Source organism: Sphingomonas crocodyli (genome assembly GCF_004005865.1).
GTDB classification, from domain to species: Bacteria; Pseudomonadota; Alphaproteobacteria; order Sphingomonadales; family Sphingomonadaceae; genus Rhizorhabdus; species Rhizorhabdus crocodyli.
Genome location: NZ_SACN01000001.1, coordinates 2753172 through 2779678, shown reverse-complemented (window position 1 = coordinate 2779678; position 26507 = coordinate 2753172). Strand labels below are relative to the sequence as shown.

At 66.4% G+C, this 26507-nt stretch carries 19 protein-coding genes; 12 read left to right on the top strand and 7 right to left on the bottom strand.

All coding sequences use genetic code 11. The features are described 5' to 3' along the window. The first annotated feature begins 1 nt into the window (after position 1). The 8 genes from EOD43_RS13320 (at position 2) to EOD43_RS13285 (ending at position 8910) form a co-directional block, all read left to right on the top strand. Positions 2–1231: an acyl-CoA dehydrogenase family protein gene (locus tag EOD43_RS13320; RefSeq protein WP_127744331.1), complete on the top strand. Its 1230-nt coding sequence runs from the start codon at positions 2–4 to the stop codon at positions 1229–1231. Further along, the gene (locus tag EOD43_RS13315; protein WP_240653179.1) at positions 1228–2541 is read left to right on the top strand and encodes an MFS transporter; all 1314 of its coding nucleotides are present in this window, start codon (positions 1228–1230) and stop codon (positions 2539–2541) included. Before EOD43_RS13320 ends, EOD43_RS13315 begins: the two co-directional genes overlap by 4 nt. Positions 2542–2555: 14 nt before the next feature. After that, on the top strand, positions 2556–4091 hold the full coding sequence (locus tag EOD43_RS13310; protein ID WP_127744330.1) for an AMP-binding protein: 1536 nt from the start codon (positions 2556–2558) through the stop codon (positions 4089–4091). Positions 4092–4155: 64 nt separating this feature from the next. Next, positions 4156–4824: a TetR/AcrR family transcriptional regulator gene (locus EOD43_RS13305; RefSeq protein ID WP_127744329.1), complete on the top strand. Its 669-nt coding sequence runs from the start codon at positions 4156–4158 to the stop codon at positions 4822–4824. A gap of 216 nt (positions 4825–5040) precedes the next feature. Beyond that, the gene (locus EOD43_RS13300; RefSeq protein WP_127744328.1) at positions 5041–5850 is read left to right on the top strand and encodes an enoyl-CoA hydratase/isomerase family protein; all 810 of its coding nucleotides are present in this window, start codon (positions 5041–5043) and stop codon (positions 5848–5850) included. 5 nt (positions 5851–5855) lie between these two features. Further along, positions 5856–6485 carry a flavin reductase family protein gene (locus EOD43_RS13295; RefSeq protein ID WP_127744327.1) on the top strand — a complete coding sequence of 210 codons (630 nt, stop codon included), beginning with the start codon at positions 5856–5858 and terminating at the stop codon, positions 6483–6485. Then, positions 6482–7393 carry a DMT family transporter gene (locus tag EOD43_RS13290; protein WP_240653178.1) on the top strand — a complete coding sequence of 304 codons (912 nt, stop codon included), beginning with the start codon at positions 6482–6484 and terminating at the stop codon, positions 7391–7393. The genes EOD43_RS13295 and EOD43_RS13290 overlap by 4 nt, the downstream gene beginning before the upstream one ends. Then, positions 7390–8910, top strand: a complete 1521-nt coding sequence (locus EOD43_RS13285; RefSeq protein WP_127744326.1) for a carboxylesterase/lipase family protein — start codon at positions 7390–7392, stop codon at positions 8908–8910. The genes EOD43_RS13290 and EOD43_RS13285 overlap by 4 nt, the downstream gene beginning before the upstream one ends. Before the next feature lie 900 nt (positions 8911–9810). Here EOD43_RS13285 and EOD43_RS13280 read toward each other — a convergent pair. The 5 genes from EOD43_RS13280 to EOD43_RS13255 form a co-directional block, all read right to left on the bottom strand. After that, positions 9811–11283, bottom strand: a complete 1473-nt coding sequence (locus EOD43_RS13280) for an aldehyde dehydrogenase family protein (protein ID WP_127744325.1) — start codon at positions 11281–11283, stop codon at positions 9811–9813. Between the two features lie 69 nt (positions 11284–11352). Then, entirely contained in the window at positions 11353–12687 is a 1335-nt protein-coding gene (locus tag EOD43_RS13275) for an MFS transporter (RefSeq protein WP_240653177.1), read from the bottom strand. A gap of 353 nt (positions 12688–13040) precedes the next feature. Beyond that, positions 13041–14792, bottom strand: coding sequence for an N-acyl-D-amino-acid deacylase family protein (locus tag EOD43_RS13265; RefSeq protein WP_127744323.1), 1752 nt, complete (start codon positions 14790–14792; stop codon positions 13041–13043). A gap of 187 nt (positions 14793–14979) precedes the next feature. Continuing rightward, positions 14980–16008 carry a helix-turn-helix domain-containing protein gene (locus tag EOD43_RS13260; protein ID WP_127744322.1) on the bottom strand — a complete coding sequence of 343 codons (1029 nt, stop codon included), beginning with the start codon at positions 16006–16008 and terminating at the stop codon, positions 14980–14982. Beyond that, positions 16005–17270 (bottom strand): MFS transporter, encoded by a 1266-nt coding sequence (locus tag EOD43_RS13255; RefSeq protein WP_164857225.1) that lies wholly within the window; start codon positions 17268–17270, stop codon positions 16005–16007. The genes EOD43_RS13260 and EOD43_RS13255 overlap by 4 nt, the downstream gene beginning before the upstream one ends. Before the next feature lie 344 nt (positions 17271–17614). On the opposite strand from EOD43_RS13255, the gene EOD43_RS13250 reads away from it, so the two are divergent. Together EOD43_RS13250 and EOD43_RS13245 are read left to right on the top strand one after the other, a co-directional pair. Beyond that, the gene (locus EOD43_RS13250) at positions 17615–18307 is read left to right on the top strand and encodes a TetR/AcrR family transcriptional regulator (RefSeq protein ID WP_127744320.1); all 693 of its coding nucleotides are present in this window, start codon (positions 17615–17617) and stop codon (positions 18305–18307) included. 145 nt (positions 18308–18452) lie between these two features. Then, positions 18453–19709 carry an MFS transporter gene (locus EOD43_RS13245; protein ID WP_127744319.1) on the top strand — a complete coding sequence of 419 codons (1257 nt, stop codon included), beginning with the start codon at positions 18453–18455 and terminating at the stop codon, positions 19707–19709. A gap of 139 nt (positions 19710–19848) precedes the next feature. Here the strand turns inward: EOD43_RS13245 and EOD43_RS13240 are convergent, their stop codons facing one another. Next, positions 19849–21408 (bottom strand): acyl-CoA synthetase, encoded by a 1560-nt coding sequence (locus tag EOD43_RS13240; RefSeq protein ID WP_127744318.1) that lies wholly within the window; start codon positions 21406–21408, stop codon positions 19849–19851. A gap of 100 nt (positions 21409–21508) precedes the next feature. On the opposite strand from EOD43_RS13240, the gene EOD43_RS13235 reads away from it, so the two are divergent. Then, positions 21509–22504: an NADPH:quinone oxidoreductase family protein gene (locus tag EOD43_RS13235; RefSeq protein WP_127744317.1), complete on the top strand. Its 996-nt coding sequence runs from the start codon at positions 21509–21511 to the stop codon at positions 22502–22504. 95 nt (positions 22505–22599) lie between these two features. After that, positions 22600–24006, top strand: coding sequence for an aldehyde dehydrogenase family protein (locus EOD43_RS13230; RefSeq protein WP_127744316.1), 1407 nt, complete (start codon positions 22600–22602; stop codon positions 24004–24006). Positions 24007–24627: 621 nt separating this feature from the next. Here EOD43_RS13230 and EOD43_RS13225 read toward each other — a convergent pair. After that, the gene (locus EOD43_RS13225; RefSeq protein ID WP_164857224.1) at positions 24628–26460 is read right to left on the bottom strand and encodes a DUF885 domain-containing protein; all 1833 of its coding nucleotides are present in this window, start codon (positions 26458–26460) and stop codon (positions 24628–24630) included. Positions 26461–26507 lie beyond the last annotated feature (47 nt).

Genomic DNA, 26507 nt, shown 5'->3' with positions numbered 1-26507 from the left:
CATGGACTTCGAATATTCGGACAAGGTGAAGGCGCTTCGCGAGAAGCTGGAAGCCTTCATGGACGCCAATGTCTATCCCATCGAGCGCGAGAAATATGAGTGGGAGCATGACCACCATAATCTCTGGGTCCGCTGGCCGGGGATGGAGGGCATCAAGGCCAAGGCGCGTGAAGCGGGTCTGTGGAACCTCTTCATGCCGCACGAATATGGCAAGTGGAGCCCCGGCCTCACCAACCTTGAATATGCCCCGCTCGCCGAACTGATGGGCCGCGTCTTCGGCGCGTCGGAAATGTTCAACTGCTCCGCGCCCGACACCGGCAACATGGAAGTGCTGGCGCGCTACGGCACGCCGGAGCAGCAGGAAACGTGGCTCAAGCCGCTGATGGCCGGCACGATCCGTTCGGCCTATGTGATGACCGAGCCGGAGGTCGCATCGTCCGACGCGACCAACATCCGCACCTCGATCGTGCGCGACGGCGATCATTACGTCATCAACGGCCGCAAGTGGTGGATTTCGGGGATGATGGACCCGAACACCAAGATGCTGATCGTGCTGGGCCACCAGCCCTCCGACGATCGCGCCCGTCACCAGCAGCACACCCAGATCATCGTCCCCCGCGACACGCCGGGCGTCGAGGTGGTCCGCCCGCTCAGCGTCATCGGTTCGTACCATTCGCCCAGCGGCCATGCCGAGATCGTGCTGAAGGACGTGCGCGTGCCGGTGGAGAACGTCATCCTCGGCGAAGGCCGCGGGTTCGAAATCGCTCAAGGGAGGCTCGGGCCGGGCCGCATCCATCACTGCATGCGCCTGATCGGCGGGGCGCAGCGCGCGCTCGAATATATGGCGCGCCGCGTGAACGATCGCGTCGCCTTCGGCCGCAAGCTCGCCGATCAGGGGAGCATCCGTCAGGACGTCGCCAAGTCCTTCTGCGAGATCGAACAGGCCCGCCTGCTCACGCTCAAGGCCGCCGATGCGATGGATCGTTATGGCAACAAGGTCGCCAAGGATCTGATCGCCGCGATCAAGGTTGTCGCCCCGCAAATGGCGCAGACCGTCGCCGATCGCGCGATGCAGAGCTTCGGCGGCATGGGCGTCAGCGATGACACCCCGGTCGCGGGCATCTTCGCGACGGCACGCTACATCCGCCTCGCGGACGGCCCGGACGAGGTGCACATGGCGCAGCTGGGCAAGCTGAAGATCAACGAACTGGCTGGGCTTCCCCAGCGGTGAGCGTCTCGGTCGAGCAGGAGCCGAAAGGCGGCGCGGCTGCTTGGTGGATGGTCGCCGTCCTCTTCGCGATGTACGTCTTTTCCTGGCTCGACCGGCTGATCCTGTCGATGCTGGTCACGCCGCTGAAGGCCGATCTGGGCATCAGCGACGTGCAGGTGAGCATGATCACCTCGACCAGCTTCGCGATCTTTTACGCCCTGTTCGGCCTGCCGCTCGGCTGGGCGGCGGATCGCTGGCCGCGCCGCTGGATCATCTTCGGCGGCGTGATCGTGTGGGCTTCGGCGACGATCGCGTGCGGCTATGCGCGCAGCTTCGAAGGGCTGCTCGCCGGCCGCATCCTGGTGGGGGCGGGGGAGGCGGCTCTGCTGCCCGCCGCTTATTCGCTGATCGCCGACGGCTTTCCGCGCGATCGCCTCGCGACAGCCAGCGCGGTGTTCCAGATGGCGGGCAAGGTCGGCTCGGCCACCGCCTTCGGGTTCGGCGGCCTCGCCATCGCTTATGCCACCGCGCATGAGGGCGTGTCGCTGCCCTTCCACGGCCCCGCACAGCCGTGGCAGCTGGTGATGATGATGGTCGGCCTGCCGGGCTTCATCCTCGCCTTCCTGGTCTTCACCTTCAAGGAACCCGCACGGCGTGGCGTCGCGAAGGTCGAGGCGGCCAAGGGCGCGATGGGCGCCTTCCTGCGCGGCAATGCGAAGCTGGTCACGTTGATGCTGATCGGCACGTCGGCGCTCGCAATCTGCGGCTATTCGATGACCAATTGGGTGCCGACCTTCATCGAGCGCCAGTACGGCATGAAGCCCGCCAGCTATGGCTTGTGGCTGTCGGCGATGAACATCCTCGCCGCCCTCTCGCTTGCGGCCAGCGGCGGGATCGTCGACCGGCTGTATCGCCGCGGCATGGATGACGCGCATCTGCGCTTCTACAGCTGGCTGATCGCCGGGGTGTTCCCGATCCTGGTCTTCACCTTCTTCGCGCCGAACGTGTGGTTCTTCCTCGCCTGCTACGGCGTGGTGCAGTTCATCACCGTGCCGTTCATGGTCTATGTCGCTGCGGTCGTCGGCCTGCTCGCGCCCAGCGATATCCGCGCGCGGCTGCTCGCCTTCTTCCTGTTCGTGTTCACGATCCTTGGCATGGGCGCCGGCCCCGCGATCGTGGCGCTGATCACCGATCATATCCTGCACGACGAAAGCCGCATCGGCACGTCGATGGCGATCGTCGTCATCGGCGGGGCCGTGATCGCCTTCGTCTCGTTCCGCCTTGCCCTTGGCTCCCTCGCGTCCGCCGTGGCGCGCAACCGTTCCGCCTGAAAGGACTCGCTTCCATGTCGCTTACCGTTGCCGGCATCGCCCCCGAACGTCGCGATATGCTCGCGCTGGCGGATGACCGCGCGCGCTACAGCTGGGCGGATCTCGATCCGATCCTGAACCGCGCGATCAACGCGATGGGCGGTCTCGATTTCCCGAAGGAGCGCCGCGTCGCGGTGTTCGCGCCCAATTCGGCTGAAACGGTGCTGGCCTATGTCGCCGCCCTCGAAGCCGGCGTGTCGAGCGCCCCGGTCAGCTTCCACCTGAATGAGGAAGAGGTCGCCTATATCCTCGGCCTCGCGGGTGCCGGCGCCCTGTTCGTCGGGCCGGAGACCGCATCGGTCGGCGTCGCTGCCGCCAAGGCAGCGGGCGTTCCGATCGTCATCGGCTGGCGCTGCCCCGATATCGAGGGCGTGACCGCGTGGGAGGATTGGATCGCCGCCGCGTCCGACGCCCCGGCCGCGACCGACGTGAAGCCGCTGCCGCACCTGCACTTCACCTCCGGCACCACCGGCAAGCCCAAGGCGACCGAGACCCCGCCGGGCTATTTCCCGCCCGCCGACGACATGGCCGCATTCGTCGATATCCTGCGCACCCGCGCGACACCGTCGCCCGGCATCGTCGTCGGCCCGCTCTATCACACCGGCCCGCTCACGATGGTCCGCAGCCTGGCGGGCGGCAGCGCCCTGATCGTGATGGAGCATTTCGATCCGGAGCGCGCGCTTCAGATCATCGAGCGCGAGAAGATCGCCGGCTCGGTGATGGTGCCGACCCATTTCCAGCGCCTCCTCGCGCTGCCCGAGGACGTGCGCGCCAAATATGACGTGTCGAGCATGAAGCGGCTCGCGCACACCGGCGCTGCCTGCCCCCCGCAGGTGAAGCGCGCGATGATCGACTGGTTCGGCCCGGTCCTGGTCGAAGCCTATGGCGGGACCGAGGCGGGGACGACCCACGCGATCACGTCCGAGGAATGGCTGCGCAAGCCCGGTTCGGTCGGCCGCGCCGCCGCTCCGCTCGAAACCGTCGTGATCGGGGAGGACGGCAAGCCGCTCGGCGCCAACGAGATCGGCCAGCTCTATGTCCGCGATCCCAGCGGCCGGGGCATCATCTATCATGGCGATCCGGAAAAGACCGCCGCCGCGCATATCGCGCCGGGCGTCTTCACGCTGGGCGAGATGGGCTATGTCGACGATGAAGGCTATGTCTTCATCACCGATCGCGTGTCCGACATGATCGTGTCGGGCGGCGTCAACATCTACCCGGCCGAGGCGGAGCAGGTGTTGTTGCAGCATCCGAAGGTCGCCGATGTCGCGATCATCGGCGTGCCGAATGCGGACATGGGCGAAGAGGCGAAGGCGCTGGTCATCCCGCGCGATCCCGCCAACCCGCCGAGCGCGGACGAACTCAAGGCCTTTTGTCGCGAGACGCTGGCCGGGTTCAAATGCCCGCGCAGCTACGACATGGTCGACGATATCGGCCGCAACATCATGGGGAAGGTCAACAAGAAGGCGCTGCGCCGCCCCTATTGGCCGTCCGATCGCACTATTGGTTAACTCAATTGCTTGACGGCATTAAACCGCTGTGCAGAATTGGCGGTTCTGAGCCGAGGATCGACGTTTGAACGAGTTTATCGAGAAGCCGCTTACTTATGCCAGCCCCGCGATTCTGGAGCGGCGCCGGCGCATTCTTGATGAGACTCGGGCGCTGATCGAGGAACAGGGCATCGAGAATCTGAGCATGAACGAGCTGTGCAAGCGCGCCGACGTGGCGAAGCGCACGCTCTACAATGCCTTCCAGACGCGCGAGCGGCTGATCGCGGCGGCGATTCAGGAATACTTCCTCGAATATCTGGGGAAGATTCCGTACAAGTCCGAAGTCGGCACGCTCCAGCACAATATCGAGCGCATCGTCGCGGTCGGCCGCCGCAACCGCAAGATCCGCAACTATATCCGCGCGATCATGGCGGTCTATTTCAGCCCGGACGTGAACGTCGACATCTGGAATGCGATGCATTCGGTCGCGGTCGAATCGAACCTCGGCTGGATCCGCAATCTGCAGCGCCGGCGCCAGCTTCAGCCGTGGATCGACGCCGATGCTCTGGCGAACGACATCGTCCGCTACGAATATGCCACCGTCCACGATTGGGCGCGCGGGCTGATGCCCGACGAGGATCTGCTGCCCCGCCTCGTCAATTCCTACCTCACCTTCATGCTCGGCGCGACGCGCGGCGCGGCAAGGACCGAGATCGAGGCGATGCTGCGCGAGCAGGAAAGCAAGGCGGCTTAACATCCTCATCCTCCCCCGCCAGGGGGAGGTGTCAGCGCATGCTGACGGAGGGGGAGGGCGCGACTAATTCGTTTTGAGTCGCATCCTCCCCCTCCGTCGCCTTCGGCGCCACCTCCCCCTGGCGGGGGAGGATAAAATTACACCGATGTGCAATTTCACGTTGAGATGACTCAACGGCTAAACTAGCATCCGTCGAAAGATCGGAGAGGTTTGGATATGGCCGAAGGCGCACCGCCCCTGCTCGTCGAGCGGACGGAAGACGATATCGTGATCGTCACCCTGAACCGCAGACAGGCGGTCAATTCGGTCTCGTTCGAGATGTGGGAATTGTTCGGCGCGGCGCTCGATGAGATCGAGCGGAATACGCCGCCGCGCGGGCTGGTCGTCACCGGCGCGGGCGGTTTCTTCTGCATCGGCGGCGACGTGAAGCTGCCGCCTGCACGTGGGCAGGGCGCGCTGTCGCCCGCGACGCGGCTGGAGATGGGGCAGCGGATTATCGCGCGGCTGCGCAAGTTGCCGGTCCCGGTGATCTCTGCGGTCGAGGGCGGGGCGTTTGGCATCGGCCTCGCGCTCGCGCTGTCCGCCGACATGGTCTTTGCGGGCGAAGGTTCGCAATTCGGCGCGCCCTTCATCGATTATGGCACCGTGCCCGATGGTGGCGCGACGTGGCTGCTCGAACGGCAGATCGGGCGCTATCGCACCGCCGAACTGATCTTCTCGGGCCGCACGATCGACGTAGCCGAGGCTTCGTCGCTGGGCCTGATCAGCCGCGCGACGCCGAAGGGCGAGGCGCTCTCCACCGCGGTCGAATTCCTCAAGAATGTCGGGCAGGGCAACCGCCACGCCACCGAACTGGCCAAGCGGCTGTTGCAGGGCGCGCAGGAGGGCGGGATCGACGCCAGCCACAGCCTGGAGCTCGCCTATTGCGCGATCTGCCAGACCGGCGAGGAAGTGGCCCGCGCGCGCGAAGCCTTCATCGCCAAGGCGCAGGCGGCCCGCGCGGCCAAAGCCGAAGCGAAGGGCTGACCGGGATGCAGATCGACATGGCCGCGACGCCCTTTGGCGCGCGCTACAACATCATGAACTCGACGGTGACGCCGCGCCCGATCGCGTGGACGGTGACGCTGGATGAGGAGGGCAAGCCCAACGCCGCGCCGCACAGCTTCTTCAACGCGCTGGGCAGCGATCCGGCGATGATCGTGCTGGGCCTGATGAAGATCAAGGGGCAGGACAAGGACACCGCCGCCTATATCCGCGCGCGGCCGGATTTCGTGATCGCGCTGGTGGCGGAACATGATGCCGAGGCGATGAACAAGACCGCGACCGACAGCCCGCGCGGCGTCGACGAACTCGCGATGTTCGGGATCGGCACCGCGCCCGCATCGGTCGTGGCGCCGCCGCTGATCGCGAGCGCGCCGGTCAATTTCGAATGCCGGGTGCGCGATCTGCTCGATTATCCGGGCCAGACGGTGGTGATCGCCGAAATCCTGGTCGCGCATATCAAGGACGAGTTCATCCTGAATGCGGAGCGGATGCACCTCGATACGCCCGCGATGCAGCTGATCGCGCGCACCCACGGCGCGGGCTGGTATGAGCGCGGGACCGACCTGTTCCAGATGACCCGCCCGAGCTACGCAGACCTGACCGGGGACCAGAAGTGACGCCGCGCACCGCCGGGGAACAACCGGCGGTGCCGTTCGGCCCTCTCGACCTCTCCGTCGCCGCCGCGATGAACATCCTGTGGGGGATGAACATCATCGCGATGAAGGTGACGGTGGGCGCGCTCGCTCCCTTCACCGCAGGCGCCGCGCGGCTCGCGATCGTCGGGCTCATCTGCGCGCCGTGGATGCGGCCGCCGCCGGGACGCGTGAGGGCGCTGGCGCTGTTCGGGCTGATCACCGGCGGGCTGTTCCTGCTGTTCCTGAACCTCGCGCTCAAGGTCGCGACCAATGTCGGTGCGCTGGCGATCGTCGGGCAGATGGCGGTGCCGATCGCGCTGGTGCTGGGCGCGGTGATCCTGAAGGAACGGATGAACCGTGCGCAGCTGGCCGGGGTCGCGGTCGCGATCGTCGGCATCGTCGTGCTGATGTTCGATCCGCGCATCTTCGGCGAACTGCCGGGACTGCTGCTGATGCTGCTCGCCGCGACCGCGTGGGGGACGAGTTCGCTCGTCCAGCGGCAACTGGCCGGCGTGCCTGTGATGACGCTCTATTTCTGGACCGGGCTGATGGGCACCGCACTGCTCCTGCCGATGTCGCTGGTGCTGGAGCCGGGGGTGCTGGCGAAGCTGCCGGGTCTGCCGTTCGCGCCACTCGCGTGGCTCGCTTTCTCGGTGCTGGGCGCGACGCTGGCGGGGCAGGGCGGGATGGCGTGGCTGCTGGGCCGCCACCCGCTGTCGGCGGTCATGCCGCTGACGCTCGCCGCGCCGGTCGTGTCGGTGGCGGCATCGCACTGGATGTTCGGAACGCCGGTGACGGCGTCGATGGTGATCGGCGGGCTGATGACGCTCGCCGGCGTGGTGATCGTAACGATGGCGCGGCGACGCGCACTGAAGGAGATGGGTGCATGACGAAGTGGAAGAACGGGATCGCGCTGACGGCCCTGCTGGGGACTGTCGCCAATGCAGCCGCACCCGTCGTCACGACCGATCTGGGCCAGGTGAAGGGCATCGACGTGCCCGAAGGCTATTCGTATCGCGGCATCCCCTTTGCCGCGCCGCCGGTGGGCGAAGGCCGCTGGAAGGCGCCGGCGCCGGCCAAGGCGTGGAAGGGCGTGCGCGACGCGAGCCAGTTTGGCGACAACTGCATCCAGCCCGCCCGCGCGAAGGAAGTCGGGCCGCAGTCCGAAAACTGCCTGACGCTCAGCGTCGTGACGCCCGAGGTGGGCGCGAAGAAGCTGCCGGTGCTGGTGTCGATCCACGGTGGCGCTTTTGCGTTCGGGTCGGGGCGCTATCTGGCCGATGGTGGTGCTGCGGCGATCGTGAAGCAGGGCATCGTGCTGGTGTCGCCCAACTATCGCGTCGGCCGCATGGGCTTTTTCGCGCATCCGGCGCTGACGGCGGAGGCCAAAGGCGGCGCGACGGCCAACTTCTGGCTGATGGACCAGATCGCGGCGCTCGGCTGGGTTCGGCGCAACATCGACAAGTTCGGCGGCGATCCGTCGAACGTGACGATCCTGGGCTGTTCGGCGGGCGGATCGAGCGTGAACCAGCTGCTCGTCGCGCCCTCGGCCAAGGGGCTGTTCGCCAAGGCCAGCGTCCATTCGGGCGGCGGCGTGTTCAACGCGAGCCGGTCGCTCGAGGTCGCGGAGAAGCAGGGCGTGGCCTTCGCCGATCGCACCGGCATTCAGGGGACCGATGCGGCGGCGCTGGCGAAGCTGCGCAAGCTGACGCCGGCGCAGGTGCTGGCGGGCGATCCAGGTGCGCCGGAGTTCGGTGCGGTGGTCGATGGCACGCTGCTGCCGATCGGCACGGCCGAGGCGTTCGCGACCGGCGCGGTGACGAAGGTGCCGCTGTTCTCGGGCTCGACGAGCGACGAGGCGAGCGTGTTCGGGCTGATGGGCTTCGACAAGGAAACGCTCAAGACGCGCTTCGGCGTCGATGTCGATGCGCTGCGCCCCATCTACGAAGAGGCCGAGGGGCAGAAGCTGAGCGATGCCGAACTGCTGCGCCAGGTGCAGACCGACTTTATCTTCACGTCCGCCGCGATGGGCGTTTCGGGGATGGCCGACAAGGCGGGCCTGCCATCGTGGGGCTATCACTTCGCCTATGTCGATCAGGCCGATCAGGGCAAGAAGCCCGGCGTGCCGCATTGTGGAGACATGCCCTATTTCTTCGGCACGCCCAAGGGCACGGCGCCGGCCGACCTGAAGGTGTCGCAGACGATGCAGGGATATCTGGTCAACTTCATCAAGGCGGGCGATCCGAACGGGACCGGCCTGCCCGCATGGCCGCGTTACCAGACCCCGAACGCCGCGCCTTTGGTGGTCGATACTGAGATCAAGGCGGTGCCGGGCTTCCGGGCGAAGCAGCTCGAATTCTTCCTGAACAAGGGTGGGGACGAGATGGGGCACAAGATCCCGCGGTGATCCCACGACGTGGGTGAGGTGACGTCGTCCTCTCCCTCGTTATTGCGAGGAGCCGCTTGCGGCGACGCGGCAATCCATTCCGAACTGCGGAGTGGATTGCCGCGTCGCCTTCGGCGCCTCGCAATGACGAGGTGAAGATAGGGGCGCTTCCCTCTCTTCCGTCGCCCCAGCGAAGGCTGGGGCCTATGTCTCTCATCTCCACGGTGCCGTTTGCCACGGCAGAGATAGGCCCCAGCCTTCGCTGGGGCGACGGAGTGGGGACGGATTCGTGGCGTAGAATCAGGACAGGTGAAGGTCGGTGCGTCCTGCCAAAAGGGCACCCGGACGTTGGGTAACTCAAGGGTCAGTGGTGCGGGCATGGCTGGGGCCGACCGAACCGACATGCTTAGCCTGCTGTCACCAGGCCAGGGGATGCGGTCCTGCGATTGGCTGCTGCCGCTCCTCGATAGAGCGGCCCCGGCGATTGGGGGCGAGACGCGGTCTTTCCGGTCGGGGCTACCCGGGATGTCGTGTCGCCACGACAGTGGATCGGCCCTGTCTTCCCTTCGAAACCTCGTATCGCCTCCGCCTGCCGGCGGGTTCGTCCAGCACATGCCGGCGAGAAGCGATGCGCATCCGCTTCTGAAACCGGATGACTTCGCGCCGACCTGTCACGGCCCGGTGGCGGAGCGAGCTCTGCTCCGGGCCGGTCCTGTATCCCCAGGCTGATCGGGCGAGAGGATGGTGGAGTGGATAACCCAAATGGTTCATTTCGTCAAGAGTGAAGATCCTCCCCGTTTCGGGGAGGTGGCGCCGAAGGCGACGGAGGGGGCAGGAGGCAAGGCGTTGCGCCCGGTCTCCTGCCCCCTCCACCATGCTCCGCATGGTCCCCCTCCCCGTGCCGGGGAGGATCGATTCAGGTCAGTCCATCCGCACCCAGATGCTCTTGGTGTTGAGGTAGCTCGCGACATGCTCGTAGCCGCCTTCGCGGCCGAAGCCGGACATCTTGTAGCCGCCGAAGGGGACCGAGGGGTCCATCGCGAAATAGTGATTCACCCAGACGGTGCCGGACTTGATCCGGTTGGCGGTCGAGAGGCCGACGGTGATGTCCTTGGTCCACACGCCACCCGCGAGGCCGAAGCGCGATGCGTTGGCGCGGGCGATCACCTCTTCCTGCGTGTCGAACACCATGATCGATGCGACGGGGCCGAAGATCTCCTCGCGCGCGATGCGCATCTCGTCATTGACGTCGGCGAAGACGGTGGGGGCAACCCAGTGGCCGGTGTCGAGGCCGCCATCGGTGACGCGCGCGCCGCCGGTGACGAGGCGGGCGCCCTCGGTCGGGCCGTGATCGAGATAGTCCTGCACGCGCGTATATTGCTTGGCCGAGACGAGCGGGCCGACCTGCGTCGTGGGATCGAGGCTGGGGCCGATCTTCATCGCGGAGGCGAAGGCGGCGACGCCGGCGACGACCTCCTCATACACACCGCGCTGTACGAACAGGCGGGTGCCGGCGGCGCAGACCTGCCCCGAATTGTTGAACACGCCGATCGCGGCGGCGGGGATGGCGCGGGTGAGATCGGCGTCGTTGAAGATGATGTTTGGGGACTTGCCGCCCAGCTCCATCGTCACGCGCTTCACGCTGCCGGCCGACGCCTGGATGATCCGCTGCCCGGTCTCGCAGCTTCCGGTGAAGCTGATCTTGTCGATGTCGGGGTGGTTGGAGAGTGCCGCGCCGGTGGCGCCCATGCCGGTGACGATGTTGACGACGCCGGCAGGGATGCCGGCTTCGAGACACAGCTTGCCGAAGGCGAGGGGGCTGAGCGAGGCGTCCTCGGCGGGCTTGAGCACGACGGTGCAGCCCGCGGCGAGGGCGGGGGCGATCTTCCACACCGCGCTGAACAGCGGGCCGTTCCACGGGATGATCGCGCCGACGACGCCGATCGGTTCGCGCACCGTATAGGTGAACAGGTCGACGGGTGCGGAGTTGTGGATCGTCTCACCGTGGATCGCGGTGGCGAGGCCGGCGAAGTGGCGGATCGCGCGGAGGACGAGATCGCGCAGGCCGCGCGCGGCGGTGATCGGGCGGCCCATTTCCAGCGTGTCGAGCAGGGCGAGATCGTCGAAGTCGCGATCGATCAGGTCGGCAAGACGCAGGAGCATCGCCTGACGCTCGGCCGGCTTCACCTTGGCCCAGCTGCCCTCCAGCGCGCGGCGCGCGGCGACGACGGCGCGATCGACGTCGGCTTCGCTGCCCAGCGGAATGTCGGCCAGCTTGGTGCCGGTGTTGGGATTGAGCGTGTCGAAACGCTCGCCCGAGATGGAGTCGACGAACTGGCCGTCGATCAGGAGACCCTTGGGCGTGCCCGCGATGAGGGCGGCGTGATCGGTCATTTTAAAATCCTTACAGAGCGATTTCGAGGCGGTTGCTTGCAACTGCCGGCTCGGAAATCGCGGCAAACATCAAAGCGCTTCGACGGCATTCCGCATCGAGCGGCGGCCGAGCGCGAACAGCAGTGCCGAGGGGAGCAGCACGACGAATATGGTGATGACGAGCGACATGCCCACCAGCTTTTCGTCGCCCAGCACCTTGTCGGTGATGAGGCCCACGGTCGCGGGGCCGCCCGCAAGCGCGATCAGGCCGGTGACGAGGACGTAGAGCGCCGAGACGCGGCCGCGCAGGCGGGGAGCGGTGACGACCTGCACCACCGTCGGCCCCATGCTGGCGGCGGCGAGGACGAGCGCCATGAACAGGCCGTAGAGAACGACGGTGAGCCACGGGTTCGACACCAGGAAGGCGCCGATGCCGAGCGGGGCGGCGATCAGCACCGCGCCCATGCACCACAGCAGGTGCGCGTCGCGACGGCCGGACTTGAACAATTTATCGACCGCCCAGCCGTGGACCGGCATGAGCGCGGCGGCGAGGATCTGGGTGACGCCGAGGACCGGGCCGACCTGCGCGGGCGTCCAGCCGTGGACGCGGGCGAGGTAAGACGGGGTCCAGAGCTGGAAGCCGATCGTGCAGGCATAGGTGAGGCCGAAGCCGAGGAAAGTGGCGACCGCGAGCGGCTTGTGCGCCTTCAGGAAGGTCCACGCCTCGCCATAGCCGGCGCCTTCGTCGATCTGCGTCTTCTTGCGGCGGATGGGTTCGCGGAACAGGAAGACGAGGAGGGCGAGCAGGATGCCGGGCGCGCCGGTGATGATGAACACCTCCTGCCAGGGTTGGAGGAGGCCGAAGACCGGCCAGACCGAGCCGCCGCCCTGCATCACCGCCGAGACGATCGGCCCGCCGACGAGGAACACGACGCCCGCGCCCATCACACCGCCCATGATGAAGATCGACATGGCGAGGCCGACCTTGTGCGGCGGGAAGCTGTCCCCCACCACCGAATAGCTGCCGGTCGAGAAGCCCGATTCGCCGACGCCGACGCCCGCGCGCGAAATGGCGAGCATCGCGAAGCTGGAAGCGAGACCGCACGAGGCGGCGGCGATGCTCCAGATCGTGACCGACAGCCACAGGATCACGCGGCGGCTGTAGCGATCGAGCGCCATGCCGACGGGCAGCGCGCAGATGCAGAAGAGGAAGGCGAAGGCGGGGCCTTGCAGCAGGCTGATCTGCAGATCGGAGAGGCCCAGATCGGCTTTGATCGGGCCGACCATCAGCGCCATGATGTTCCGGTCGGTCAGCGACAATATGTAGAGCAGGAAGAGGATCGCGACCGTGAGCCAGCCCATTGCGGGCGAGGGGTAAGCGGCGCTGTCCGGCGTGGACGCGGGGGAATCGGCGGGCGCGTGCATTCTTGTGTCTCTCCTATGCTTTCCATAGGCCACAATTTTGCACGATAGGTCAATATGTGTGTGCGGCAGATCCTCTCCCGGAGGGAGAGGGGGACCGCGCCGAAGGCGTGGTGGAGAGGTATTGGTCGGCAGCGGGGCGTGGTGCGTGTGGAGAATACCCCTCCACCGGCTGCGCCGGTCCCCCTCCCCCTCCGGGGGAGGACCGTCTGTTTTTGGTCCTCCCCCGCCAGGGGGAGGTGGCGCTGAAAGCGACGGAGGGGGAGGACACGGCGAACTCGTGGCTCACCGCATCCTCCCCCTCCGTCAGCATGCGCTGACACCTCCCCCTGGCGGGGGAGGATTTTAAGCGTCTCTTACTCCGCCGCCTGGGCGAAGGCTTCGTGGGTTTCGTGGCCGGCGATGCGGCCCGGATAGGCGCCGGTGAAGCTGCCGCCGTCGAAGATCGGCTCGCCATGAACCAGCGTCATCCGCATCGGCGCGGCGTCGCGGGTGTAGCGGTAGCTGCGGCCGCCCGAGCCGTCCGGCACGTCAAACTCCTTGATCATCGGGCGACGCTCGACTTCGTTGATGTCCCAGATCGCGATGTCGGCGGTCTTGCCGACGGCGATGTGGCCGCGATCGGTGAAGCCGAAGAAGTTCGCGAGCTTGCCGGTCAGGTTGTAAACCGCCTGTTCGATCGTCAGCCAATCATTGTCGCGGGCGAAGGTGGTGATCATGTTGATGTGATCGCCGATGCCGCACAGCATCTGGGCGTGGGCGCCCGAGTCCGAGATGTTGCCGAGCGCGTTCTCATCCTTGAACAGGTTGATGATCTGTTCCATCGACGCCTTCTGCATGCCGTAGCCGAGCGTCGAGCCGATGCCGTTTTCGAGCACCCAATCGGCCAGAACGTCCGACGGATGGGCATTGTCCTTGCGGGCGTCGATCACGTCCTGGAAGGTGACTTCCGAGCCGTATGGCCCGACGCGATACTGGCTGTCGCGCATGATGACCGCTTCGGGGCGACGGAACATCGCCTGCGGATACATCTCCTCCCACGACTGGCGGGCACGCTCGCGCCATTCCTCGGACTGGAGCAGTTCGAGCTTCTTCGCGAGATTCGTCTCCTCGGCGACCTCGACCCACGCGAGCAGGTTGGTCTGGCCGAAAGTGAGCGGCGAATTGAAGTTGATCATCGTCGCCGGCGCGACGTGGGTGAAGCCGGTGTAGAGCGGATAGCCCTCGGCCTTGTAACGCTCATGCTCCTCGACCAGCGGGGCGACCTTGCCGAGCTGATAGGTGAGGGTGGGGACGCCGGCCCACTGGGTCTTGAACTTGCGATCCTTCACCAGCGGCACGAGGCGCTGCATGTCTTCGACACCCGTGAAACGCTGGAAGATCGAAATGATGACTTCGAACGTCTTGCCGGGGAATTCGTCGAGCACGTCGAACAGGGCCGAGAATTCGGCGTCGTCGGCCAGCAGCGACGGGACGGGATTGCCCTGCCCATCATAGTCCATCGTGTTCGACGAGAAGCCGCACGCGCCGGCGCGGAGAGCCTCACGCAGCATATCGGCCATCACGCGGATTTCTTCGGCATTGGCGGCGCGCTTGGTCGCGTCGATGCCCATCGCGGCGAGGCGGAGCGCCTGGTGGCCGCAGAAGAACTCGAAATTGATCGGAACCTTGAGGTTGCGCAGCATCGAGTCGCGATATTCGCCCCAGGTCTTCCAATCCCACGGCAGCTGCGAGTGGAACGGTTCGAGCGGGATATCTTCGAAGAAGGAGAAGATGCCGATCATGGCATCCTTGGCTTCCTTCGTGTGGTGGACCGGCGCGGCGCCGAAGCCGCAATTGCCGTTGACGGTGGTGGTGATGCCATAGCCCGGCAGCGGGAACATGTTGGGCATCCACCACATCGGCGCGTCATAGTGATTGTGAGTTTCGATGAAGCCGGGGGTCACATAGCAGCCGGTGGCGTCGACCACGCGCTCGACGCCTTCGCGTTCGATGGTGGGCGCGACCTTGACGATCTTGCCGCCGGAAACGCGCACGTCCGCCTTGAAAGCCGGCTTGTTCTGCCCGTCGATGACGGTGCCGTTCTTGATCAGGATATTGTAGCTCATCGCAGCCTCTCCACTGGCCGCCCGACCTCCCGAGCCGGACGGATGACACGATAACAGAATTGGCGATGCGGCCGAAGCGACCGCTCGCCGATTCGTATCGGAGAGTTCTCCGTTTAGGTCAACTATGGGGTATCGGGGCTTTTCGCGGGGAAAGCAGATGGTGATGTTGGGGGACGCCAAATGGCCCTTAGGATAATTCGCTCATCCATCCGATCCAGCGGCGGCGCGCGGTGAGGACGCCTTCGTCCGGAGTCGCCTGCACTTCGCGGCGATAGGCGCCCGGCGCCCGGCCGTTCACTTCGGAAAAGACGCGGCTCATATGCGCCTCGCTCGCAAAGCCATAATGCTGGGCGAGTTCGGAGAGGCTGGCGGTCGATCCCGCCTCGATCGCGGCGCGCACCGCATCGAGCCGGCGCAGCTGGATCAGTCGCGCGATCCCGCCCTGCCGATCGTAGAGCCGGTAGAGCGAGGAGCGCGAAATGCCGGTCGCTTCGCCGATCGTCTCGGCCGACAGGCGGCGATCGCCCAGATGGCGCGCGATATAGGTTTCGACCGCCTGACGCCGCAGGAAGTTCTGCTGCCGCGTCTCCGAACCGGGGCGCGATCGGCCGGCGAGTGCGATGCCGAGCAGATCGACCAGTACGCGCGACAGATTGGGCATCGCCCCCTTCGCGATATCGGGCGCGCGGTGCGCGAGCGAGGCGAGGAAATCGATCAGGATCAGGGTGGAGGGCGGGGGCAGGACGGTGCCGTGCAGGCGGCTGGGATGATCGACGATCGCCTCCACCAGATGGCGTGCGATGCTGACCGTCAGATAATGCGCGCCGATCGCCTGGGTGCGGGTGGGCAGGCTGGCATCGAGCAGGACGATATCGCCGGCGCGCGCGCGTTCGAACCGGCTTTCGGGGCTGCCAAGGATTTCGCCGTCGATCAGCGCGTAGAGGACGAAATGATCGAAGCCGTCGGACGCGACCCGCGCGGTGCGGCTGTGGATCAGCCCGTCGATATGGCGATCGAACAGCAGCATATTGCCCAGCCGCCATGCGGTGACATCGGCATGAAAGGGGCCGTCGACGCGTTCGACATCCGATCCGTTGGCATAAAGCTGCCGATATTCGGCGAAGGCGATGTCCGGATCGCGCCCCGTGCTGGAAAAGGTGAAGCCGTCGCCGCCGGGGGCGGGCGGATTGTCCGTGGCGGGCGGGGGCGTGATCATGCGTTGTCCGCCGCGAGCCGCCGCCAGCCCGCCGAGGCGGAGATGGCGGCGACGAAGACCAGGGCCGCCGCGCCCGCGACGAGCAGGAGCAATGCGAAGGCAAGCGCGTGGCCGTCATGCTCGATCGCGTCGCTGAGCCAGCCGGTGAGCCACGGGCCGATCGCATAGCCGAAGGCGGTGGTGACGGCGAGGAACAGCGCGTTGACCGACAGCCGTTCGCGCGGCGGGACCATCAGTTGCAGGCCGATCAGCGAGGTCGCCGCCGCGACGCCGCCACCCGCGATCATCACGACCAGCGCGATCGTGGCGCCCGCAAGGCTGGTCGCGGCATGGAGCGCGATGCAGCCGACAAAAGCGATCAGCGATCCGCCGATCATCAGCGGGGCGGGGCCGCTGCGCAGAAAATGTGCGCGCGACGCGAGGCGGCCGGCGGCGAGATGGCCGATCGGCACGCCGATCAGGACGGCGGCCCCGGCGAGCATCGCGCTGCCCGCGGTTGTCAGGCCGAATTCGCGGTTGAGGATCGACGGCGCCCACGCGCCGATCGCCTGCGCGATCATCAATATGCCTGCCGATGCGATCATGTGGCCGAGGAAGGTGGTGCGGACCGATCCGATCCAGCGCAGCCCGCTGCCGAGGCCGGGGGCGGGAACATGTGCCTCGATCGCGCGGCGCGACAGGCGCCAGAGCATCAGCGCGAGCAGGATGTTGGGGATGAGCAGCGCGAGGCTGGCGATCCGCCACGGCGCGACGGGGAGGGCAAGGCCGCCGACGGCGAGGAGCAGCGCGCCGCCGAGCAACAGCCCGCCGCTGCGGCCCGAGGCGGAGCCGGTGGTGAAGGCCGATATGGCGAGCGGGGCGGGCGGCTTTATCGAGCGCGACAGCAGCGAGGCGGCGGCGGGGGCGAAGCCGGCCTGTGCGATGCCGAAAGCGATGCGGCCCGCGACCATCCCGGCAAAGGTGGCGGCGAGCGCGCCGGTGGCGCTGGCCAGCGACCAGGCGAGCATCGAGATCGTGATGATCGTCCAGGCGGAGACGCGGCCGAGCCAGTTCGCCGCAACGATCGTCGCCACCGCGAAGGGCAGGATCATCGCGGGGCCGATCAGCAGGCCGATCTGCGCATCGGTGAGGCCGAAATCGGCGCGCAGCGCGGGCGCGAAGGCCGACGGGATCGCCCGATCGGCGAACAGGCAGAAATGCGCGGCGCCCAAGCCGACGACCGCGGGCCACCCCAGCCCGCGCGCTTCACCATCCACCGACATCGCGACCCCAAATCCCGATCCCGCCCGACACCGATCGGTGCGTGAAAGATCGAGGGCGTAAACCATTGATGATGCTGACGGGAAGGCGAAATGTGTCGGAATCGCGATGCCGGCGGAAAGCATGGCTGGCCGTCCCGGACATTGGGACGCGGGGACATGTTCGGGCCGGGGCGAGCGGGTTTATGAAAAGCATGTCCTGATCCTGGCTCCGAAATGGTCAGGAGGGCGGTACGGACACGATCGCCGGGGAAGTTTGGAGAGGAGGCCGGTTTCGCCACGGCGGGGCCGGCCTTTTCCCCGCGATCGGGCTTGCAGTCCCGCCCCGCGCCGGTCAGGACGGATCGATGACCACGCCGCGTCCCCGTTCGAAACGCATGCCCGCCGCCGATCGGCGCGAGAAGATCATCGACGGCGCGGCCTTCGCCTTTGCCGAACATGGCTTCGCCGCCGCGACGACGCAGATCATCGCGCGCCGCGCCGGGGTTTCGGAGGCTCTGCTCTATCGCCATTTCCGGTCGAAGACCGCGATCTACCGCGCGGTGCTGCGCCGGCTGATGAAGCTGCAGGATGCCGAACTGGCGCAATCGCCGCAGGAGGTTTCCTCCGCGCTCGATTATGTGCGCGGCATTCGCGACTATCTGGGGCGCGAGATGGACCTGCGCGACGGGGGGGAGGGCGCGATCGGCCACCGGCTGATGACCGCGAGCCTGGCGGGCGACGGGCGTTACGCCAAGCTGATCTACCGCCGCGCGCTGCGCCTGCGCCGGCTGGGCAAGATCGAGGCGGTGTTCGATCTGGTCGCAAACGAAGGCGTTCTTTCCGACCTGCGGATCGACCCGACCAACGCGACCCTGTTCGTCCAGCATGTCGGCGGGATGCTGTCGATCAACCATCTGAGTGGGCAGCGGGTCGCCCCGTACAAGGGCGATCGTGAGGCCGTGTTGCGCGACGCCGTGCTGTTCTGCACGCGGGGCCTCGGCATTTCGGACGATGTGGTGCGGCAGCTTTATGCCGAAGAAGGCAAGAGCATCGACTGACGCCGTTTTTGGCGGTTTGGCGCGGCTTTCCGCTTTATCGTCATATTTTCCGTATATGCGAAAGTAAGGGTTTGCGCCGCGCCCGATACCCTGTCTAGGCTAAGGCCAAGGAGCGCCGACACGGCGCCGTGGAGAGGGGATAGATATGCCGGTCGGCGGAACAGGCTTTTATCGCGGCTGGCTGGTCGTCGCACTCGCGATGCTGGCATCGACATTGATCCTGGGCAGCACGGCGATCGGCTTCGGCGCGTTCGTGCAGCCGGTGTCGGACGATCTGAAGGTTTCGCGCGCGACGATTTCGATCGGCTATGTCGTGCTGACGCTGGGCATGGCGGTGTTCGCGCCGATCGCGGGGCGGCTGACGACGCGGGTGCCGATCCGCCTGCTGATGATCCTTTCCGCGATCCTGACCGGCGGGGCGCTGATCGGCGTCGGCCTGTCGGAAAACCTGGTGCTCGACGCGGTGCTGATCGCCGGGCCGGTGGCGTTCGGCTTTGCGGCGGGCGGCAACCTGCTGGGCTTCACGCTGATCGCGCGCTGGTTCGAGAAGCGTCGTGGCCGCGCGATGGCGCTGGGCGCGATCGGGCAGGGGCTGGGCGGGCTGCTCGTCCTGCCGCCGTTGGCCTTCGCGATCCAGACCTATGGCTGGCGATCGGCGCTGATGATCGTCGGCGCGATCGTGGCCGTGGTTCTGACGATCGCGACCCTGCTGGTGCCCGAACATCCCGCCCCCGGCGAAATGGAGGCCGCGGGCGAGAAGGTGGACGCGCCGGCCGCGACCGCAGTGGCGCACGGCGGCGATGCGGGCGATCAGTGGACGATGGGCCGGCTGTTGTCGTCGGGCAATTTCTGGCTGATCGGCACGGCGGGCGCGATGCTGTTCGCGGTGGCGCAGGTGCTCGGTACGTCGATCGTGCCGTTCGGGCAGGAAAAGGGGCTGACGCTGATCCAGGCGACGACTTTGGTGTCGGCGATGACGATTATCTCGTTGCTCGCCAAGCTGGTGCTGGCGACCTTTGCCGACAAGATCGACCAGATCTGGCTGATGATCGGCGGCGCGCTGGTGCTCGGCGGGGTGATGGCGGGGCTGACCGTGGTGGTGGGCTATGGCCCGCTGCTGGCGGTGTCGGTGGTCGGCGGGCTGTGCAACGGCATCTTCTTCCCGCTGTTCAGCATGATCTTCGCCAATTATTTCGGCGCGCGGGCTTATGGCACCGCACTGGGACTCGTGACGCCGGTGATCTCGATCGTGGCGGCGGCGCTCGTCCGTTATGCCAACGTCACCTATGACAAGGCCGGCAGCTATGATCCGGCGTTCCTGAGCATGGTCGGCGCGCTGGGCGTGTCGGCGGTGCTGCTGTTCGTGGCGAGCCGGTTTCGGCCGAAGGCGGTGGTTGTGTGACGTAACTCCCCTCCCTGCCCAGGGAGGGGTTGGGGGTGGGTCAGAAAAGACCGGGGGTCGAACCTCCGGCCTTTTCTTTTGTCGAGCGGTGGAGAGTCTTTTGGCGCGCAGACGCGCGCACCCACCCCCTTGCCCCTCCCTAGGCAGGGAGGGGAGATTGAGCCTCCATCACCTCGTCGCGCAGCTTGCGTTTGAGGATCTTGCCGGGGCCGGAGAGGGGGAGCGAGGTGCGCCAGTCGATCGAGCGGGGAATCTTGTAGCCCGCGATATGCTGGCGGCAGTGGGTCTGCATCTCCTCGGTCGTCACAGCCTCGCCCGAGCGCAGGACGATGGCGGCGTGGACGCGCTCGCCCCAGCGCGGATCGGGGACGCCGATGACCGCGCATTGCGAGACGGCGGGATGCTTCGAAATCGCGCGTTCGACCTCGATCGAATAGATATTCTCGCCGCCCGAGATGATCATGTCCTTGATGCGATCGACGACGTACACGAAGCCGTCGGCATCAACGTAGCCGCCGTCGCCCGTATAGAGCCAGTCGTTGCGCAGCGCCTTGGCGGTCTGTTCGGGATCGTTCCAGTAGCCGGGCATGACGGTGCCCGATCGCGCGACGATTTCGCCGACGACGCCCTGTTCGACTTCGTTGCCGTCCGCATCGTGGATCGCGACCTCGCCCCCCGGCATCGGCAGGCCGGCCGAGCGCAGCCGGGTGGTCTTGCCCGACACGTCGTGATCGCGGGGGAGCAGCATCGTGAGGATCGGCCCCGCCTCCGACTGGCCATAAAGCTGGATCGGGCCGCATTGGGGCAGCATCTTCATGAAGCGGCGCACCACCTCCTCCGGCATCGGCATCGCGCCATAATAGAGGCGGCGCAGCGTCGGCAGGGTGCGCGGGTTGCGTTCGAGTTCGTCGAGGAAGGTGCCGACCATCGTGGGGACCAGATAGACGTCGGTGATCGCATGCCGCTCGATCGAGTCGATCACCGCGACGGCATCGAAGCGCGGCAGCAGGACGTGGCGCCCGCCGATCGCGGTGACGGCGTGGACGAACAGGGCATCGGCGACGTGGAACATCGGCGGGGCGTGGAGATAGCGCACCTCGCTGGTATCGGCGCCCAGTTCGGTCCACATGCCCAGCGAATTGAACATGTGGTTGGCGTGGGTCATCACCGCGCCCTTCGATCGGCCGGTGGTGCCGCCGGTGAAGAAGATGCTGGCGGGATCGTTGCCGTGGCGGTTCAGATCCTCCATCGGCGCGGCCTTCGCCTGCAGCGCGTCGATCGAGCGCGCTTCGCCGCGCATCGCGAGGGTGGGGACGCGCTTCGCGCCCGCATCGAAGGTGCGTTGGAGCAGATCGGCGCGGCCCGCATCGAACAGGATCAGGGTGGGATCGCCCGTTTCGAGCAGTTCGACCAGTTCGCCGGGGCTGAGCCGGGTGTTGAGCGGCAGCAGGATCGCGCCGGCCCACGGGATCGCGAAGAAGGCGGAGAGATAGAGGTCGCAATTGTCGGCGAGGATCGCGACCCGATCCCCCGGCTTCACCCCCTCATCACGCAGGACGGCGGCGAAGCGCGCGATCAGATCGCGCAACTCGACCCAGGTGAAGCTGCGGTCGTCGCACATCAACGCGATCTCACCGCCGCGGCGGCGCGCATTGGACCGGATCGACAAGGTCGCCTGCATCCGTCTCTCTCCCATCATGGCGGTATTTTTGTGAGTATCCGCCTACTTGAGAGGGTTTGACCACGCCCCACGGCACTGTCAAGCAAGCGGCCGAGATGAGGATGAGGAGAGGATATCCATGCGCCGGTTGACGTCGCACGCGGCCGGCGGGCCGGAAACATTGGTGCTGGACGATGCGCCCGATCCGGTGGCGGGGGCGGACGAGGTGCTGGTCCGGGTCGCGGCCTGCTCGATCAACTATCCCGACAGCCTGATCATCGAGGACAAATATCAGTACAAGCCCGAACGCCCCTTTGCGCCCGGATGCGAGATATCGGGGGTGATCGAGGCGGTGGGCGCGGGCGTTACCGCGCTCAAGCCCGGCGATCGCGTGATGGCGATGACCGGGTGGGGCGGGCTGGCCGATCGGATCGTCGTGCCTGCGGGCCACGCCTGGACGATCCCCGATGCGATGCCGTTCGATCATGGCGCGTCGTTCATCATGACATATGGCACCGCCTATCACGCGCTGGTGCAGCGCGCGGCGGCGAAGCCGGGCGAGACGTTGCTGGTGCTGGGTGCGGCGGGCGGCGTGGGCCTGGCGGCGGTGGAGATCGGCGCGGCGCTGGGCCTCCGGGTGCTGGCGGGCGTTTCGAGCGAGGCGAAGCTGCGCGTCGCGAAGGATCATGGCGCGGCGGATGGCTTCGTCTATCCGCGTGGGCCCTTCGACAAGGACGGCAAGCGCGCGCTGGCGAGCCAAGTGAAGGCGATTTGCCCCGAGGGGATCGACATGGTGATCGATCCGGTGGGCGGCGAGCTGACCGAGGCGGCGGTACGCGGATTGAGCTGGGGCGGGCGGCTGCTGATCGTCGGTTTCCCGGCGGGGATCGCGGCGATCCCGGCGAACCTGCTGCTGCTGAAGGGCGCGTCGGCGGTGGGTGTGTTCTTCGGCCATTTCACCGAGGTCGAGCCGGAGGTTAACGCGGCGAACATGGCGGCTCTGCTCGATCTCTACAGCGCGGGGAAGCTCAGGCCGCTGGTGAGCGCGCGCTATCCGCTGGAGCGCGGGGGCGATGCGATTGCGGCGCTTTCGGACCCCGCCACGCACGGCAAGATCGTCGTCGAGATGGCGTAATCAGACCGCCCCGCGCTTGACTCCGTCACGCAAGTGAGCGTCCATTGACATGTGACGCCCGAAAGAGGCGCGACCCCTTGGAGCGGAGACGGGTGATGGCTGATTACAAGATGCTGATCGACGGCAAGCTGATCGCGGGCGACGACACGCTCGACGTCATCAACCCGGCGACGGGCGAGACCTTTACGAAGGTCGCCCGCGCCTCCGAAGCGCAGGTCGTCGAGGCGATCGCCGCGGCCAAGCGCGCGCAGAAGGGCTGGGCCGCGACCCCGCTGGCCGATCGGCGCGCCAAGCTGCTCGAACTCGCCGACCATATCGATGCCAATGCGGACACGATCGCCCGCGCCCTGGTGATGGAACAGGGCAAGCCGCTGGCCGAGGCGCAGATGGAGGTCGGCTTCGCGCCCGCCTTCATCCGCTATTTCAGCGAACAGAGCCTCGATCCCGAAGTCGTGCAGGACGATGCCGATTATCTGATCGAACTGCATTACAAGCCGCTGGGCGTGGTCGCGGGGATCACGCCGTGGAATTTCCCGTTCCTGATCGGCGTGTACAAGCTGGCGCCCGCGCTGCTGCTGGGCAACAGCTTCATCTGGAAGCCCGCGCCGACGACGCCGGTGACGGCGCTGATCCTGGCCGAGGCGCTGAACCGGATTTTCCCGGCGGGTGTGGTCAATATCGTTATCGATAAGAACGATTTGGGTCATGTTCTTACCAACCATCCGGATGTCGCGAAGGTGAGCTTCACCGGATCGACCGCGACGGGCCGCAAGGTGATGGAGGCGGCTGCCTCATCGCTCAAGCGGCTGACGCTGGAACTGGGCGGCAACGATGCGGGCATCGTCCTGCCCGACGCCGACATCAAGAAGACCGCGCAGCGCGTGACGGGCAGCGCCTTCTTCAACGCGGGGCAGGTGTGCATCGCGCTCAAGCGGCTCTACGTCCATCGGTCGATCTACGACCAGATGTGCGATGCGCTGGCCGAGGAGGTCGGGCAGCTCGCGGTCGGCGACGGGCTGGAACAGGGGACGCGCGTCGGGCCGCTGCAAAACGCGATGCAGTACGAGAAGGCGACCCGCTATCTCGACGCGGCGGCGGCCGACGGGCGGATCATCGTCGGCGGCAAGCGCAAGGAAGGCGCCGGCTACTTCGTCGAGCCGACCCTAGTGCGCGACATTGCCGATGGCTCCGCACTGGTCGATGAGGAGCAGTTCGCCCCGATCCTGCCGGTGATCGCGTTCGACGAGATCGACGACGTGATCGATCGCGCCAATTCGTCCGAATATGGGCTGGGCGGTTCGGTGTGGTCCGAAAGCGTCGAGGCGGCGGATGCGGTCGCGGCGCGGATGGACAGCGGTACGATCTGGATCAATCACCACACCCATTTCGGCCCGCACATCCCGTTCGCCGGCGCCAAGCAGTCGGGCATCGGCAGCGAGTTCGGTCGCGAGGGGATGCTGGAGTTTTCCCAGCGTTCGGTGGTGAGCCGGATGCGGGGGTAAGCCGTCAGGCTGCCGCCCCAGTAGCGGGCAATCCCAAATCGTCACCCCGGACTTGATCCGGGGTCCAGCTGCCTTGTCCGGCGTTGGTGAAGGAAGAAGAAGCTGGACCCCGGGTCAAGCCCGGGGTGACGGTGGTTGGGGGAGGGCCGCTTCCGCCCCAATTGCGGACATTATTCAGTGCGCAGATTGTAACCGCACTTGCTGCAATTCTCCTGCGGCCAAAGCGCATAAATGGGTAGAAACTTTGGCCCGATCCGAAATATCGAGACGGAACAGGATGGGCAACGCAGGAATGCTAAGGGCAACAGTCCAGAAAGCATAAATGCTGCACACAGAATTATGCCTAATGTGCTACTGATGAGCGGGGCTGTCACGACAAACCCTAACGCCGCGAAGATGCACCAGCCTTGGTAAAGCCATCCTTTTTTATACAACGTCATTATGCGCTCATCGTCGGTGGATTCGTCTGGGTACTCTGAACATCAAGACATTTTCACACAAGTCGAATGCTAAGCGCACTTCGAGGCCGTCAGTCCGCTTTCCACCCCAAAGCCGACATTTCCAACCTGCCACCCCGGACGTTTTCCGGGGTGACGATTGCGGGGGAGGATCAGTCGCCGGTTACTTCCGCGATGCGATCCAGTCGTCGACGCGGCGTTCGAGGACGGAGAGGGGGAGCGAGCCGGAGCCGATCAGGAGGTCGTGGAAGCCCTTGAGGTCGAATTTCGGCCCCAGTGCCGCTTCGGCCTTGCCGCGCAGTTCCATGATCTTGAGCATGCCGATCTTGTAGCCGGTCGCCTGACCCGGCAGCGTGATGTAGCGGCGCACTTCGGATCGCGCGCGATCGGGGGCGAGGCGGCCGGCCTTCATCATGTAATCGACCGCCTGATCCTCGCTCCATCCCTGCGCGTGGATGCCGGTGTCGACGACGAGGCGGGCGGCGCGGAACAGTTCGGCGTCCAATCGCATGAAATCGGCGGCGATATCGGGATAGGCGCCCATTTCGGCGCACAAAGCCTCGCTATAGAGGCCCCAGCCTTCGCCGAACGCGACGTAGCGATAGGCCTTGCGGAACTTCGGCCCGCTCGCCTGGCGGACCTGGATGTCGCCCTGCATGACATGGCCGGGAATGCCCTCGTGACACATCAGATCGTAGAGCGCGGCGGGATCCTCCGCCTTGCCGAGCAGGTGGACATAGACACGGCCCGGACGGACGCCGTCGGGGCTGGGGCCGGAGGCGTGGGCGGCGCCGCCCGCCACCTCGCTGAACGCCGGTTCGCGCACCACCTCGATCTTATATTGCGGCAGCAGGTTGAAATATTTGGGTAGCAGCGTGCGCGTGTGTGCGATCGCGGCGTTGGATTTGGCGAGATAGTCGGCGCGCGAAGCATCGGTCCACGGCGTCGGCGGGAACAGCCGTTCACGCTCGGCATAATAGGCTTCGCGATCCTTGAAGCCGGCCTTGACGGCGAGCGCGTCCTGCGCGGCTTCGAGGCGTTTGACCTCGCTCAGCCCGGTGTCGTGGATCTGCTGCGCGGTCATGTCGGTGGTGGTGTTGATCTTCAGCGCGGCGGCATACCAGTCGGCGCCGCCGGGGATCGTCACCGCGCCAACCTTGCCGCTGGGCGCGGTCGGCAATTCGGCCTGCGCCCAGGCGATGACGCGGGCATAGGCCGGTGCGATGCCGAGGATCGCGGCGCGGGCATCGGCGCGCAGCGTGTCGGCCGCGGCCTTGTCGATCTTGCCGGCGGCTTCGAGCTTGCCGATCTTGGTCTGCGCATCGGCCCAGAGCGGGGAGTCCGCAGCCGTATCGAAGGGGGCGCCGGTGACGATCGTCTTGCTGCCGGCGATGACGCGCTCGATCTCGAACTTCGGCGCGTGGACGCCGTCCTTGGTCGCCAGCTTGCTCTGCGCGATTGCGGTGTCGAGCACGGCGGGGATCGCCTTCAGCCGGGCGACATAAGCTCGCATATCAGCGGCTTCGGGCGCGACATGGGTGTTGATCATGAAGTTGGGAAGCCCGGCGTGGACCGAGTAGAGGAAGCTGTAGAAGGGCGGCAGGAAGCGGCGATATTTGTAGCTGAGCTCGTTGCGATCGAGCTCGAGCGCCCAGATGTCGTAATTGGCCTGCCCCTCGGGCGAGAGCTTCGCGCGATCGAACTGCGCCTTGAGCCGCGCGACGCTGCTGCGCCGCCATTCGAGAATCTTGAGCAGGCCGGCGTCGCTGATGTCGTCGAGCTTGTCCTGCCCGTCCTTCATGCCGAGCTGGGTCGCGAGTTGGGGGCGCAGGGCGATTTCCTGCTGGAACTCGGCATCGAGGAAGGCGGTGAGGCGGGCGTCCTCCGCATTGGCCGGCGCGGCGGCGGCGGGCTTCTGCGGCGGCGTCGCGGCGGTCAGGATGGTGGACGAGAGCATGAGAGCGGCGGCGGCCGCGATGCGGAACGAAGTGCGCATGGTTCTTCCCTTTGTTTTCCGTAGCCTAGAGCAGCTTGCGCACACAA